The organism is Pseudomonas sp. ES3-33 (genome assembly GCF_000952175.1).
Taxonomy (GTDB): Bacteria; Pseudomonadota; Gammaproteobacteria; order Pseudomonadales; family Pseudomonadaceae; genus Aquipseudomonas; species Aquipseudomonas gregormendelii.
In genome coordinates this window covers 1-14,270 of the sequence record NZ_JZRI01000140.1, presented here as the reverse complement: position 1 = coordinate 14,270, position 14,270 = coordinate 1, and the positions used below count along the sequence as shown (strand labels likewise).

12 protein-coding genes and 1 pseudogene are annotated in these 14,270 nt (G+C 60.7%); 10 read left to right on the top strand and 3 right to left on the bottom strand.

Going from position 1 to position 14,270, the window contains the following annotated elements:
• Positions 1 to 70: 70 nt before the first annotated feature.
• Positions 71 to 331, bottom strand: coding sequence for a hypothetical protein (locus UB23_RS23055; protein ID WP_045061599.1), 261 nt, complete (start codon positions 329 to 331; stop codon positions 71 to 73).
• Positions 332 to 506: 175 nt separating this feature from the next.
• Here UB23_RS23055 and UB23_RS23050 point away from each other — a divergent pair, with 175 nt between their 5' ends.
• On the top strand, positions 507 to 1,067 hold the full coding sequence (locus UB23_RS23050) for an NADPH-dependent FMN reductase (RefSeq protein ID WP_045061598.1): 561 nt from the start codon (positions 507 to 509) through the stop codon (positions 1,065 to 1,067).
• Positions 1,068 to 1,142: 75 nt separating this feature from the next.
• Complete coding sequence (locus UB23_RS23045; RefSeq protein WP_045061597.1) at positions 1,143 to 2,426, top strand: arsenic transporter; 1,284 nt, start codon at positions 1,143 to 1,145, stop codon at positions 2,424 to 2,426.
• A 54-nt stretch (positions 2,427 to 2,480) separates the two neighbouring features.
• Here the strand turns inward: UB23_RS23045 and UB23_RS23040 are convergent, their stop codons facing one another.
• Positions 2,481 to 3,431 (bottom strand): DUF1853 family protein, encoded by a 951-nt coding sequence (locus tag UB23_RS23040; protein ID WP_045061596.1) that lies wholly within the window; start codon positions 3,429 to 3,431, stop codon positions 2,481 to 2,483.
• Positions 3,432 to 3,543: 112 nt separating this feature from the next.
• Between UB23_RS23040 and UB23_RS23035 the strand changes: the two genes are divergently transcribed.
• The 8 genes from UB23_RS23035 (at position 3,544) to UB23_RS23000 (ending at position 13,997) form a co-directional block, all read left to right on the top strand.
• Positions 3,544 to 4,434, top strand: coding sequence for an NAD(+) kinase (locus UB23_RS23035; RefSeq protein ID WP_010459816.1), 891 nt, complete (start codon positions 3,544 to 3,546; stop codon positions 4,432 to 4,434).
• The gene (locus tag UB23_RS23030) at positions 4,434 to 5,405 is read left to right on the top strand and encodes a metallophosphoesterase (RefSeq protein ID WP_045061595.1); all 972 of its coding nucleotides are present in this window, start codon (positions 4,434 to 4,436) and stop codon (positions 5,403 to 5,405) included. Before UB23_RS23035 ends, UB23_RS23030 begins: the two co-directional genes overlap by 1 nt.
• Positions 5,402 to 6,271, top strand: a complete 870-nt coding sequence (locus UB23_RS23025) for a rhomboid family intramembrane serine protease (RefSeq protein WP_045061594.1) — start codon at positions 5,402 to 5,404, stop codon at positions 6,269 to 6,271. The genes UB23_RS23030 and UB23_RS23025 overlap by 4 nt, the downstream gene beginning before the upstream one ends.
• A gap of 34 nt (positions 6,272 to 6,305) precedes the next feature.
• Positions 6,306 to 6,566, top strand: a complete 261-nt coding sequence (locus UB23_RS23020) for a YeaC family protein (RefSeq protein ID WP_045061593.1) — start codon at positions 6,306 to 6,308, stop codon at positions 6,564 to 6,566.
• Complete coding sequence (locus tag UB23_RS23015; protein WP_045061592.1) at positions 6,563 to 7,393, top strand: DUF2797 domain-containing protein; 831 nt, start codon at positions 6,563 to 6,565, stop codon at positions 7,391 to 7,393. The genes UB23_RS23020 and UB23_RS23015 overlap by 4 nt, the downstream gene beginning before the upstream one ends.
• Positions 7,394 to 7,403: 10 nt before the next feature.
• Positions 7,404 to 10,061 (top strand): aminopeptidase N, encoded by a 2,658-nt coding sequence (gene pepN, locus UB23_RS23010; protein ID WP_045061591.1) that lies wholly within the window; start codon positions 7,404 to 7,406, stop codon positions 10,059 to 10,061.
• Between the two features lie 483 nt (positions 10,062 to 10,544).
• The gene (locus tag UB23_RS23005) at positions 10,545 to 11,597 is read left to right on the top strand and encodes a WD40/YVTN/BNR-like repeat-containing protein (protein WP_045061590.1); all 1,053 of its coding nucleotides are present in this window, start codon (positions 10,545 to 10,547) and stop codon (positions 11,595 to 11,597) included.
• Between the two features lie 24 nt (positions 11,598 to 11,621).
• Entirely contained in the window at positions 11,622 to 13,997 is a 2,376-nt protein-coding gene (locus UB23_RS23000) for an efflux RND transporter permease subunit (RefSeq protein ID WP_045061637.1), read from the top strand.
• Positions 13,998 to 14,162: 165 nt separating this feature from the next.
• Here the strand turns inward: UB23_RS23000 and UB23_RS30390 are convergent.
• Positions 14,163 to 14,270: pseudogene (locus tag UB23_RS30390) on the bottom strand (IS110 family transposase); the annotation flags it as partial.

Below are 14,270 nucleotides of genomic sequence, written 5' to 3'. Positions count from 1 at the left end.
GCAGATGAAGGATTCAGTGTTTGAATCCTAACTCATGTCCGCGCATCTGACTTCTGCTCATAACGGCAGGTTATGAGGCGACGTTCGTTTCCGGCAGCTTGCCGACGTAGGTATCCGGCTCGCGAACGATGGTCACATCCGATTGAATCAGCAGGAACTGGTTGTCATCGAGCTTCTTGACCCGGTCGCCGATGGCCAGCTTGTAGGTGGTGACAGGCACCGAGCCGGTTAGGCCGTCTGCCGACGGGGTGGATTCCTGGAACTCATGCACCGAATAGACGCGGCCTTCCGCATCTCTTGCATGGAACTGACCGACAAGTACTGCTGCCATCTGCTTAGAACCTCTGGAGATAAATCACTCAATTTGCGGTGTGTAGACCGTGCTTGGGCGAAGTAAGTTTTCTTGCAAGAAAAAAATAGTCGCAGGGGCGAATTTTCGGTCGCGTCCTGGGTGAATCGTCATCTATAACTACAGGTTCTTTCCGTTGAACAGTCGAGAATCTTCCATGAGCAATGTCTATAAGGTCGCCGTTGTGGTCGGCAGCTTGAGAAAGGAATCGATCAACCGCAAGGTTGCACTGGCCCTGGCTGAACTGGCTCCGGCAAATCTCAAGCTGGAAATCGTCGAAATCGGCGACCTGGCGCTTTATAACGAAGACATTGATGGTCAATCACCGCCGGCAGCCTACAGTACTTTCCGGCAACACGTGAGTTCATCCGACGCGGTGCTGTTCGTCACTCCGGAATACAACCGTTCTGTACCGGCCCCGCTGAAAAACGCAATTGACGTGGGCTCGCGGCCCTACGGGCAGAGTGCCTGGAGTGGCAAGCCTGGTGCGGTGATCAGCGTGTCTCCCGGGGCGATCGGCGGGTTTGGTGCCAATCATCACCTGCGCCAGTCCATGGTGTTTCTCGACGTGCCTCTCATGCAGCAACCGGAAGCGTACCTGAGTGGGGCGGGGTCGGCGTTTGATGAGGCGGGCAAGCTGTCCGAGTCGGTGAAGCCGTTTCTGCAGAAATTCATTGACGCTTACGGGCGCTGGGTAGAGCAGCACAAGAAGGTCTGATAAACAGCGTTCATTGGGATAGGAGCGGTCTTCGGGATCCTGTATGTTGCATCGATTTTTGAAGGCTGCTCCTGCATGCTCACCGCCTCGCTGATTTTCCTGCTGACCATTACCCTGGTGATCTGGCAACCCAAAGGCCTGGGTGTCGGCTGGAGTGCAGTGCTGGGCGCCGTGCTGGCACTGGTGTTTGGCGCAGTGCACTGGAGCGATATCCTGCTGGTGTGGCAGATCATCTGGAACGCCACCGGGACGTTCATTGCACTGATCATTATCAGCCTGTTGCTGGACGAGGCGGGGTTCTTCGCCTGGGCGGCGCTGCATGTCGCCCGGTGGGGGCGCGGCAGCGGACGCAAACTTTTTGCCTTCATGGTATTGCTCGGTGCGCTGGTCTCGGCGTTGTTCGCCAATGACGGGGCTGCACTGATTCTCACGCCTATCGTGATTTCCATGTTGCTGGCACTGCGGTTTTCGCCTGCCGCGACGCTGGCGTTCGTGATGGGCGCCGGCTTTATCGCCGACACGGCCAGCCTGCCGCTGGTGGTGTCGAACCTGGTCAACATCGTCTCCGCCGACTTCTTTAACATCGGTTTTAACCGCTACGCGGCGGTGATGGTGCCGGTCAACCTGGTCAGCGTCTTGGCCACCCTGGGTGTGCTGCTGTGGTATTTCCGCCGTGACATCCCCAAGGATTACGACCCCGAACAGCTGGAAGAGCCGGCCAGTGCGATCCATGACAAGGCGACTTTTTATGCCGGCTGGGCGGTCTTGGTCATCTTGCTGGTGGGCTGTTTTGCCCTGGAGCCGCTGGGGATTCCGATCAGTGCCATTTCTGCCGTCTGTGCGGCTCTGCTCTGGGTGATTGCGGCGCAAGGCCACAAGATCTCCACCCGCAAGGTCCTCAAGGAAGCTCCCTGGCATATCGTGATCTTTTCCCTGGGCATGTACCTGGTGGTGTATGGCCTGCGCAATGCCGGGCTCACGGGTTATCTGGCCGGTTGGCTGGACGGCTTTGCCGGGTATGGCGTCTGGGGCGCGGCGATGGGTACCGGCGTGCTGACGGCGCTGCTGTCGTCGATCATGAACAACCTGCCGACGGTGTTGATCGGCCTGCTGTCGATCGATGCCACTCAGGCGACCGGTGTCGTGAAGGAGGCGATGATTTATGCCAACGTGATCGGCAGCGACCTGGGGCCAAAGATCACGCCCATCGGCAGCCTGGCCACTTTGCTGTGGCTGCATGTACTGGAACGCAAGGGAATCAAGATCGGTTGGGGGTATTACTTCAAGGTGGGGATTGTGCTGACGGTGCCGGTGCTGCTGGTGACTCTGGCGGCTTTGGCGGTGCGGTTAACCCTGTGACCGAGGTGGCCCCATCGCGGGCAAGCCTCGCTCCCACAGGGGTCATCAAAAAACTCAACCACCACCCGGCACATTCGGCCAAAGATCCGCCACCAGAAACAACCGCTCGGCTTCCTCCCAATCCCCTGCGGCGTTCTCCACCAGCCGCACCAGCAGCTGCGCCGGTGCCTGCGGGTCAAGCTCGCCCAACCAGGCATCCAGTTGCCCCTGGCTCCAGGTCTGCTCTGCCGGGTAGTGCGCAGGCGCAAGCCAGGCATGGCGGGGCAGGGGCTGCCAGCGTCCGCCGGGACGCCGGGTAACGAATGTCGCCCAGTCTTTCTGATGCAGCCAGCTGCCACGCAAATGGTGGGGATGCGCGCCGCCGGGTGGCTCGGCGGTGCCCGGCCAGGGATACAGCAAGTAGCCGCCGAGCCACAGGTGCGCGCTGAACTGCTGGATATCCAGGGCCGCCAACACGGCACGGCTTTCCGGGCGCGCCGAAATGGGCAGCTGGTGCTGGCTCAGGTGCGCCAGCTTGCGGTCCAGCCGGTCGTGACAGCCGGGCCCCAGCCATTGCCCGGTATCCCGGCCATCGCCATGCTGCGGGCCGAGGTACAGCTTGATCGCCAGTTCCAGATGGTGCACACCGTCGCGATCGCGCAACAGCATGTCCAGCTCACCCAAGGTGTGACCCTCGCGGCGGATCGGCAGATTCGCTGCGATCAGCTCGATACCGGGCGCATTGCGCACTGCGTACTGCCACAGGCGCTCGTAATACAAACCCAGCCGCCGGGTCCGGGCCTGGGCCAGCCAATGCAGCAAGTCATAACTGTCACGATCGAGCTGGCGCAGCCAGTCTTCCAGGTGCTGCGGCGCCTGCACCCAGTCGCTGCCGGCCAGCGGATGGCGCTGCGGCCATGGCGTCTCGCTGAGCATCGGCGGCGCGAGAATGACCCACGCCAGGTCGCGCACCTCGGGATGGCGTAGCTGGTGGGGCAACTGCAGCAAATCTGGAAATAGGATCATCTTGCGAGCATAGCCTGAAACACGAGTAGCCCCTTGTGGCTGAAAGGATTTTGTCTGCGGCCGGGTTTCGCCCATAATCGTGTTTTTCGCCGGCACAGACACTAGGGGCCCCATGGAGCAATTTCGTAATATCGGCATCATCGGTCGCCTCGGCAGTTCGCAGGTGCTGGATACCGTTCGCCGACTGAAACGCTTCCTGCTCGATCGTCACCTGCACGTGATCCTGGAAGACACCATCGCCGAAGTATTGCCAGGGCATGGCCTGCAGACCTCATCGCGCAAGATGCTCGGCGAAGTGTGCGACATGGTGATTGTGGTCGGCGGTGACGGCAGCCTGCTCGGCGCTGCACGGGCGCTGGCCCGACACAATATTCCGGTGTTGGGCATCAACCGCGGCAGCCTGGGCTTCCTGACCGACATTCGCCCCGATGAGCTGGAAGTGAAAGTCGCCGAAGTGCTCGACGGCCACTACCTGGTGGAAAACCGCTTCCTGCTCCAGGCCGAAGTCCGCCGGCACGCCGAGGCCATCGGTCAGGGCGATGCACTGAACGACGTGGTGCTGCACCCGGGCAAGTCCACGCGAATGATCGAGTTCGAGCTGTACATCGACGGCCAGTTCGTCTGCAGCCAGAAAGCCGACGGCCTGATTGTCGCCACGCCGACCGGGTCTACGGCGTATGCGCTGTCAGCGGGCGGCCCGATCATGCACCCCAAGCTCGACGCTATTGTGATTGTGCCGATGTACCCCCATACCTTGTCGGGACGGCCAATTGTGGTCGATGGCAACAGTGAGCTGAAAATCGTCGTGTCCAAGGATATGCAGATCTATCCGCAAGTCTCCTGTGATGGGCAGAACCATTTCACCTGCGCGCCGGGTGACACCATCACCATCAGCAAGAAGGCCCAGAAACTGCGGCTGATCCACCCGCTGGACCATAACTATTATGAAGTCTGCCGGACAAAGCTCGGCTGGGGCAGCCGGCTGGGTGGTGGAGGCGACTGATGCTTGATCCCGCGCGTAGCTACGACCTGATCGGTGACGTGCACGGTTGCGCTCTGACCCTTGAGCACTTGCTCGACCGGCTCGGTTATCAAAAGCACGGTGGCGTCTGGCGGCACACGTCGCGCATGGCGGTGTTCGTGGGCGATATCATCGACCGCGGCCCGCGCATTCGCGAGGCCCTGCACATCGTCCATGACATGGTCGAAGCTGGCCAGGCGCTGTGCATCATGGGTAATCACGAGTTCAACGCCCTGGGCTGGAGCACGCCGGCGCTGCCGGGCAGCGGCAAGCAGTTCGTGCGCGAGCACACACCGCGCCACGCACGATTGCTGCATGAAACCCTGACCCAGTTCGAGGACCATCCGGCGGACTGGCACGACTTCCTGCAATGGTTTTACGAAATGCCGCTGTTCGTCGATGCCGGGCGTTTCAGGGTGGTGCATGCCTGTTGGGATGCCGGCCTGATCGAGCCGCTGCGGGCGCTGTTCCCCAACGGCTGCGTCGATGAGCATTTCCTCCAGGCGTCGGCCGTGCCCGGCAGTTTTGCCTGCACCGTGTTCGACCGGTTGTTGCGCGGCACTGACATGCGCCTGCCCGATGGCTTGACCATGACCAGCGGCGATGGCCTGACGCGTTCGTTCTTTCGCACCAAGTTCTGGGAAGACGACCCGCAAACCTACGGAGACATTGTGTTCCAGCCTGACGCCTTGCCTGATCCGGTAGCCCGGACGCCGCTGTCCTCTTCCGAAAAAACCAATCTGCTGCGCTATGGTGCGCACGAGCCGTTGCTGTTCGTCGGGCATTACTGGCGCAGCGGCAAACCGGCACCGATTCGCCCGAACCTGGCCTGCCTGGATTACAGCGCGGTGCTTTACGGCAAACTGGTCGCCTATCGCCTGGACCAGGAAACCCGCCTCGATCCGAACAAGTTCGTCTGGGTCGATGTCGAGCGGCCGGAGGTGTTGCAATGAGTACGGTGGCCGTATTGCGCCTGCCGTTGGCGGTGGACCTGAGCGGATTCGTCAAGCTGCTGCAGCGCATGCAGGTGCCGCACCGGGTCAGCGAGGAGGCGGGTGAGCAGGTGCTCTGGGTGCCGGCCAACATCAGCGAGGACGTGCGCTCACTCTACGAGCGTTTTCCTGCCGGCGACCCCGACCAGCAACTGGATATCCCGCAAGCACAACCCCTTCATCGGCCGGGTTTTGTCGAGCAACTGCGCTACGCCAAGGCCACGGCTCTGGTGTTGCTGCTGAGTATCATCGTTGGCGCGGTCACGCTGCTGGGGGAAAACCTCGGTACGATGCGCTGGCTGACCTTCCTTGATTTCCGCATCGTCGGCGAGTACATCCACTTCGTGCCGCTGGCGGACAGCCTCGCGGCAGGGCAGTGGTGGCGCCTGGTGACACCGATGCTGATCCACTTCGGCATCCTGCACCTGGCCATGAACGGCATGTGGTACTGGGAGCTGGGACGGCGCATAGAGTCGCGCCAGGGCAGCATCAACCTGGTCGGCCTGACGCTGCTGTTCAGCCTGGTGTCCAATTACGCGCAGTACCTGTTCAGCGGCCCGACCCTGTTCGGCGGCTTATCGGGGGTGCTGTACGGCCTGCTCGGGCACTGCTGGATCTTCCAGTTGCTGTCGCCCAACCCGGCGTATCGCCTGCCGCGCGGCGTGCTGGTGATGATGCTGGTATGGCTGGTGCTGTGCCTGTCCGGGCTGGTCTCGATGATCGGCTTCGGCGAAATTGCCAACGCCGCCCACGTCGGCGGGTTACTCATCGGATGCTTCACAGGCCTGTTGGGCGGTTTGTACAACCGCCGTAAACTGGCCGCCTGAATTTTTTGCTGTGAATAAAGAGCGCGGAGACCCAATGTCCTCTTTTAACGAAATGATCAAGAACATCACCCCCGATATCTACGAAAGCCTGAAACTGGCGGTGGAAATCGGCAAATGGTCCGATGGTGGCAAACTCACCGCCGAACAACGGGAATTGTCGCTGCAGGCGATGATCGCCTGGGAAATCCAGAACCTGCCTGAAGAGCAGCGCACTGGCTACATGGGCCCGCAGGAGTGCAGTTCCAAGTCGATTGAAGTGCCCAATATCCTGTTCAAGTCGGATGCCATCCATTGATCGAGATTGGCCGCGGTGCAATCAGCAAGATGTCGGCGCGCCTGGACGGGCCGAATGTGCAGTACGCGTTTCGTCTGGGGGATGCCGAGGTGCCGGTCAATCCGTTGATCGGCACCACAGTACGCCTGGAGTACCTGGGGGCGATCCATTGCTCCCATTGCGGACGCAAGACCAAGACCAGCTTCAGCCAGGGCTACTGCTACCCGTGCATGACCAAACTGGCCCAGTGTGACCTGTGCATCATGAGCCCCGAACGTTGCCACTTCGACGCCGGCACCTGCCGTGATCCGGAGTGGGGCCAGACGTTCTGCATGACCGATCACATCGTCTACCTGTCCAACTCGTCAGGGGTGAAAGTGGGGATTACCCGCGCCACCCAGCTGCCGACCCGCTGGATCGATCAGGGCGCGCGCCAGGCGTTGCCGATCATGCGGGCGTCGACCCGCCAGCAGTCGGGTTTTGTCGAGGACCTGTTCCGCAGTCAGGTCGCGGACAAGACCAACTGGCGTGCTTTACTCAAGGGCGAGGCAGTGTCCGTGGACCTGGCGCAAATCCGTGACCAGTTGTTCGACAGCTGCGCCGAGGGCCTGCAAGGTTTGCAGGAACGATTCGGCCTGCAGGCGATCCAGACCATTGCCGACGTGGAGCCCATTGAAATCCACTATCCGGTCGAGCAATACCCGGCCAAGATCGTCAGCTTCAACCTGGACAAGAACCCGATTGCCGAAGGCACGCTGCTGGGGATCAAGGGCCAATACCTTATCTTCGACACCGGCGTCATCAATATTCGTAAATACACGGCTTATCAGCTCGCCGTGCATCAGTAAGGACTCCAGCATGCGCACCGAACAACCGAAGATGATCTACCTGAAGGACTATCAGGCGCCCGAGTACCTGATCGACGAGACGCACCTGACCTTCGAGTTGTTCGAGGACCACAGCCTGGTCCATGCGCAACTGGTGATGCGCCGTAACCCCGAGCGCGGCCCCGGCCTGCCGCCGCTGGTGCTGGATGGCCAGCAGCTGGAACTGCTGTCGGTGGCCCTGGCTGACAGCGAGTTGAGCGAGAGCGATTACCAGCTGACCGAAAATCATCTGACCCTGCACCCGACCAGCCCTGCGTTCACGGTCGACACCAGCGTGCGGATCCACCCGGAAACCAACACCGCCCTGGAAGGCCTGTACAAATCCAGCGGCATGTTCTGCACCCAGTGCGAGGCCGAGGGTTTCCGCAAGATCACCTATTACCTCGACCGCCCGGACGTGATGAGCAAGTTCACCACCACGGTAATGGCGGAGCAGCACAGCTATCCGGTGCTGCTGTCCAACGGCAACCCGATCGCTTCAGGCTCTGACGAAGACGGCCGGCACTGGGCAACCTGGGAAGACCCGTTCATGAAGCCGGCGTACCTGTTCGCGCTGGTGGCCGGTGACCTGTGGTGCGTAGAAGACACGTTCACCACCATGACCGGCCGTTCCGTGGCTCTGCGCATCTACGTCGAGCCGGAAAACATCGACAAGTGCCAGCACGCCATGAACAGCCTGAAGAAGTCCATGCGCTGGGACGAAGAAGTCTATGGTCGCGAGTACGACCTGGACATCTTCATGATTGTCGCGGTGAACGACTTCAACATGGGCGCCATGGAAAACAAGGGCCTTAACATCTTCAACTCCAGCGCCGCGCTGGCCCGGGCCGAGACCGCGACCGACGCCGCTCACCAGCGCGTCGAGGCGATTGTCGCCCACGAATACTTTCACAACTGGTCGGGCAACCGCGTGACCTGCCGTGACTGGTTCCAGCTGTCGCTCAAGGAAGGCTTCACCGTATTCCGCGATTCCGGTTTCTCCGCCGACATGAACTCAGCCACGGTCAAGCGCATCCAGGACGTGGCCTACCTGCGTACCCACCAGTTCGCCGAAGATGCCGGCCCCATGGCCCACGCCGTGCGCCCGGACAGCTTCATCGAGATTTCCAACTTCTACACCCTGACCGTGTACGAAAAAGGCTCGGAGGTGGTGGGCATGATCCACACCCTGCTCGGTGCCGAAGGCTTCCGCAAAGGCAGCGATCTGTACTTCGAACGCCATGACGGCCAGGCCGTGACCTGCGACGATTTCATCAAGGCGATGGAAGACGCCAACGGTGTCGACCTGACCCAGTTCAAACGCTGGTACAGCCAGGCTGGCACCCCGCGCCTGGCCGTGAGCGAGTCTTACGATGCCGCCGCGAAAACCTACAGCCTGACCTTCCGCCAGAGCTGCCCGGCCACCCCCGACAAGGTCGAGAAGCTACCCTTCGTGATCCCGGTCGAGTTGGGCCTGCTGAACAGCCAGGGCCGCGAAATCGCCCTGCGTCTGCAGGTCGAAGCCAGTGCCCAGGGTACTTCGCGGGTTATTTCGGTGACCGAAGCCGAACAGACGTTCACCTTCGTCGACATCGCCGAACAACCCCTGCCTTCGCTGCTGCGCGGGTTCTCGGCGCCGGTGAAGCTGAGCTTCCCCTACAGCCGCGACCAGCTGATGTTCCTCATGCAGCATGACACTGACGGTTTCAACCGGTGGGAAGCCGGCCAGCAATTGTCGGTGCAGGTGCTGCAGGAACTGATTGGCGATTACCAGAAAGGTGAAGCGCTGGTGCTCGACCAGCGTCTGATTACAGCCTTGCACAGCGTGCTGACCGACGAAACACTGGACCAGGCCATGGTCGCCGAGATGCTCTCGCTGCCAGGCGAAGCCTACCTGACGGAAATCAGTGAAGTGGCCGACGTCGACGCCATCCATGCCGCCCGGGAGTTTGCCCGCGAGCAGTTGGCGAACAACCTGTTCGAGCCGCTGTGGCTGCGTTACCAGGCCAACCGCGACCTGTCGAAGAAAACGCCCTACGTTGCCGAAGCCGAACACTTCGCGCGTCGTGCCCTGCAAAACATCGCGCTGTCCTACCTGATGCTCAGTGAAAAAGCCGAAGTCTTGGCCGCGACCCTGGAGCAGTTCGAGGCCAGCGACAACATGACCGAGCGCCTGACGGCGCTGGCGGTACTGGTCAACTCGCCATTCGAAGAACAGAAGGCCCTGGCCCTGGCGAGCTTTGCCGAGCACTTCAAGGACAATCCCCTGGTCATGGACCAGTGGTTCAGCGTCCAGGCCGGCAGCCCGTTACCGGGCGGCCTGGAGCGGGTGAAGGCGTTGATGCAACATCCGGCGTTCAACCTCAAGAACCCGAACAAGGTCCGCGCCCTGATCGGTGCATTTGCCGGGCAGAACCTGATCAACTTCCACGCGGCCGATGGTTCTGGCTATCGTTTCCTCGCGGATCTGGTGATCGAGCTGAACGGCTTCAACCCACAGATCGCCTCCCGGCAACTGGCGCCGCTGACCCGCTGGCGCAAATACGACGAGGCCCGCCAGGCGCTGATGAAAGGCGAACTGGAGCGCATTCGCGCCTCGGGCCAGCTGTCCAGCGATGTGTTTGAGGTGGTCAGCAAAAGCCTGGCCTGATCCCGATGCCGCAGGATAACCATATCCTGCGGCAATCTGGCCCTGATATCCCACTGCAGCCTACCCGTGATATCCCGCTGCACTTTGTCCGTGATATCCCTCCGCACTCTGTCCCTGATTCCTCGCTGAACTGTACCCCTGTAGGAGCTGCCGAAGGCTGCGATCTTTTGATCTTGCTTTGGCGGGCCTGAGATTGCCGAAGATCAAGATCAAAAGATCGCAGCCTTCGGCAGCTCCTACGGGGTGTCATCACCTCTTTCAATACCCTGGCATTCACCCGCACCCCTTATCCCGCCAGTTAACAAAAGATAACGCGGCGTCGATTGTCAGACCTTTCCAAACCCCGATAGGATAAGCCAGCTTCCGAAGGGGCTCTAGATTGCGCATTTCAGGACTATGCTCCAGAACAGGCAATCAGCATGAGCACCCTTACGGCGCCCTGAAGGGTTGAACGACCTAACAATAATAATGGGGGAAAGGTCTATGAGTGAGCCTGTCATGGGTGTGGGCAACTGCCGCCCGCCGGCATTGCGCAAAATCGCGTTGCTGGCTACAGCGCTCTCGCTGTTGGGCTGTGCCCTGTGGTCGGCGCCTGTGTTGGCCGCTGCCGCGTCGGCATCCGACGTTGTCTATTCCGTTGAATCGGCCAGGGCCAGCAAAAGCCTGATGCTCGACGTCGTGCACGCCGGCAAGCGCCTGGTGGCCGTTGGCGATCGCGGGCACATCCTGTATTCCGATGACCAGGGCACCACCTGGACCCAGGCCAAGGTGCCAACCCGGCAACTGCTGACCTCGGTGTTCTTCGTCGACGACCAGCATGGCTGGGCGGTCGGCCATGACGCGCAAATCCTCGCCAGTGAAGACGGGGGAGTGACCTGGACCAAACAGTTCGAAGACCTCAAACGTGAATCGCCGCTGCTCGACGTCTGGTTCCAGGACGCCAACAGCGGCTTCGCCGTGGGCGCCTACGGCGCGCTGCTGGCCACGAGCGATGGTGGCAAGCACTGGGAAGATGTCAGCGATCGCCTGGATAACGAAGACCAGTTCCACCTCAATGGCATTGCCGCCGTCAAGGATGCCGGCCTGTTCATCGTGGGCGAGCAGGGCAGCATGTTCCGTTCTGCCGACTGGGGCCAGACCTGGGAAAGACTCGAAGGCCCATACGAAGGCTCGCTGTTTGGCGTGATCGGTACCGCTCAAGCCAACACCCTGTTGGCCTACGGCCTGCGCGGCAATCTGTTTCGCTCCATCGACTTCGGCACCACCTGGGAGCCGGTTCAACTGCAGGCCACCCGTGGCACGCTGGAGTTCGGCTTGTCCGGTGCGACCTTGCTCGACGACGGCTCCATCGTCATCGTCGGCAACGGTGGTAGTGTGGTGCGCAGCACCGACAACGGCGAAACCTTCAGCGTGTTCAATCGCCCCGACCGCATCTCCGTCTCGGCGGTGACAGCGGCGGGCAATGGCAATCTGATTCTGGCAGGACAGGGCGGCGTTCGCGCTACTTCGCTAACCGGCGCCGAGCTGGGCAAATAACAAGAAGGCGGAGCTATGACATCCATGACTAGTCATCACCAGGACAAGGCGACGTTCCTCGAGCGCCTGATTTTCAACAACCGCCCGGCAGTGATCACCATCTGCCTGCTGGTCAGCATTTTCCTGTTCTGGCAGGCGACGCTGATTCGACCGTCCACCAGTTTCGAAAAGATGATCCCCCTGGAACATCCTTTCATCCAGAAGATGATGGAGCATCGCAACGACCTGGCCAACCTGGGCAATACGGTACGCATTTCCGTCGAAGCCACTGACGGCGACATCTTCTCCAAGGAATACATGGAGACCCTGCGCCAGATCAACGACGAAGTGTTCTACATTTCCGGCGTCGACCGTTCCGGCCTCAAGTCGTTGTGGAGCCCCAGCGTGCGCTGGACCGAGGTGACGGAAGAAGGCTTTGCCGGGGGGGAAGTGATCCCGCAGAGCTACAACGGTTCCCAGGAAAGCCTCGACCTGCTGCGCAACAACGTGCTCAAGTCCGGGCAAGTCGGGCGCCTGGTGGCTAACGACTTCAAGTCCAGCATCGTCGATATCCCGTTGCTGGAGTCCTACCCGGACCCGCAGGACCAAGGCAAGCTGCTGGCCCTGGACTACCGCAAGTTCTCCCACGAGCTGGAAGACAAGATCCGCGACAAGTTCGAGAAACAGAACCCCAACGTCCAGATCCACATCGTCGGTTTCGCCAAGAAAGTCGGCGACCTGATCGACGGGCTGGTGATGGTGGTAATGTTCTTCGGCGTGGCCTTCGTCATCACCATGATCCTGCTGTACTGGTTCACCAACTGCATGCGCAGCACCGTGGCGGTATTGAGTACGACGCTGGTCGCGGTGGTCTGGCAGCTCGGGTTGATGCACTTCTTCGGCTTCGGGCTTGACCCGTATTCCATGCTGGTACCGTTCCTGATCTTCGCCATCGGGATCTCCCATGGCGTGCAGAAGATCAACGGCATCGCCTTGCAATCGAGCGAGGCGGACAACGCCCTGACCGCTGCGCGGCGCACGTTCCGCCAGTTGTTCCTGCCGGGGATGATCGCGATTCTCGCGGACGCGGTGGGTTTCATCACGCTGCTGATCATCGACATCGGGGTCATTCGCGAGCTGGCGATCGGCGCGTCGATCGGCGTGGCCGTGATCGTGTTTACCAACCTGATCCTGCTGCCAGTGGCTATTTCCTACGTCGGTATCAGCAAGCGCGCCGTGGAGCGCAGCAAGAAGGACGCAAACCGCGAACACCCGTTCTGGCGCCTGCTGTCGAACTTTGCCAGCCCGAAAGTCGCACCGATCTCGATTGTCCTGGCCCTGATCGCTTTCGGTGGCGGCCTCTGGTACAGCCAAAACCTGAAAATCGGTGATCTCGACCAGGGCGCACCGGAACTGCGTCCGGACTCGCGCTACAACAAGGACAACAACTTCATCATCAGCAATTACTCCACCAGCTCCGATGTATTGGTGGTGATGGTCAAGACCAAGTCCGAGGGTTGCTCGCGCTATGAAGCCATGGCGCCTATCGACGAGCTGATGTGGAAGATGCAAAACACCGAGGGCGTGCAGTCGGCGATCTCGCTGGTGACCGTGTCCAAGCAGATGATCAAGGGCATGAACGAGGGCAACCTGAAATGGGAAACCCTGTCACGTAACCCGGATGTATTGAACAACTCCATCGCCCGGGCCGATGGGTTGTACAACAACAGCTGCTCCCTGGCGCCGGTATTGGTGTTCCTCAACGACCACAAGGCCGAGACCCTCGACCGCGCGGTGCATGCGGTGCAGGAGTTCGCCAAGGAAAACAACAAGGACGGCCTGGAATTCATCCTGGCGGCCGGCAATGCCGGGATCGAAGCGGCGACCAACGAAGTCATCAAGGAGTCGGAGCTGACCATCCTGATCCTCGTCTACATCTGCGTCGCGACCATGTGCATGATCACCTTCCGTTCCTGGGCGGCGACCTTGTGCATCGTGTTGCCGCTGGTGCTGACGTCGGTACTGGGCAACGCCCTGATGGCCTTCATGGGCATCGGCGTGAAAGTCGCAACGCTGCCGGTGGTGGCGCTGGGTGTGGGGATTGGCGTTGACTACGGGATCTACATCTACAGCCGCCTGGAAAGCTTCCTGCGTGCCGGCCTGCCGTTGCAAGAGGCGTATTACCAGACACTGAAGTCCACCGGTAAAGCGGTGCTGTTCACCGGCCTGTGCCTGGCGATTGGCGTGTGCACCTGGATCTTCTCCGCCATCAAGTTCCAGGCCGACATGGGCCTGATGCTGACCTTCATGTTGCTCTGGAACATGTTCGGCGCGCTGTGGCTGTTGCCGGCGCTGGCGCGATTCCTGATCAAACCGGAGAAACTGGCGGGGCAGAAGGGCAACTCGCTGTTCGCTCACTGATCCATCGCTGAACAAAAAAGCCGCAACTCAGGTTGCGGCTTTTTTGTGGGCGCCAAGATCAAAAGATCGTCCGAACGCGGCCCGAGCCTGCGGCAGCTCCTACAAGGATTGCATGCAACGCCGAATTGCGGGTGTACCTGGTCTATGTAGATACCGTCTTGAACCTCACTGAGCAAGCGCAAGTTTCGGGTCATATGGTTGGCCCGACTTGAGCACGCCGTAAACGAAATGCAGCAGCTTGCGCATCGCGGCACAGATGATCTGCTTGGGGGC

Bases quoted from the DNA above. Each gene is read 5' to 3' on its own strand.
- UB23_RS23035 (WP_010459816.1), top strand. From the start codon at position 3,544: ATGGAGCAATTTCGTAATATCGGCATCATCGGTCGCCTCGGCAGTTCG.
- UB23_RS23040 (WP_045061596.1), bottom strand. From the start codon at position 3,431: ATGATCCTATTTCCAGATTTGCTGCAGTTGCCCCACCAGCTACGCCAT.
- UB23_RS23055 (WP_045061599.1), bottom strand. From the start codon at position 331: ATGGCAGCAGTACTTGTCGGTCAGTTCCATGCAAGAGATGCGGAAGGC.
- UB23_RS23030 (WP_045061595.1), top strand. From the start codon at position 4,434: ATGCTTGATCCCGCGCGTAGCTACGACCTGATCGGTGACGTGCACGGT.
- pepN (WP_045061591.1), top strand. From the start codon at position 7,404: ATGCGCACCGAACAACCGAAGATGATCTACCTGAAGGACTATCAGGCG.
- UB23_RS23000 (WP_045061637.1), top strand. From the start codon at position 11,622: ATGACTAGTCATCACCAGGACAAGGCGACGTTCCTCGAGCGCCTGATT.
- UB23_RS23025 (WP_045061594.1), top strand. From the start codon at position 5,402: ATGAGTACGGTGGCCGTATTGCGCCTGCCGTTGGCGGTGGACCTGAGC.
- UB23_RS23005 (WP_045061590.1), top strand. From the start codon at position 10,545: ATGAGTGAGCCTGTCATGGGTGTGGGCAACTGCCGCCCGCCGGCATTG.
- UB23_RS23020 (WP_045061593.1), top strand. From the start codon at position 6,306: ATGTCCTCTTTTAACGAAATGATCAAGAACATCACCCCCGATATCTAC.
- UB23_RS23045 (WP_045061597.1), top strand. From the start codon at position 1,143: ATGCTCACCGCCTCGCTGATTTTCCTGCTGACCATTACCCTGGTGATC.
- UB23_RS23050 (WP_045061598.1), top strand. From the start codon at position 507: ATGAGCAATGTCTATAAGGTCGCCGTTGTGGTCGGCAGCTTGAGAAAG.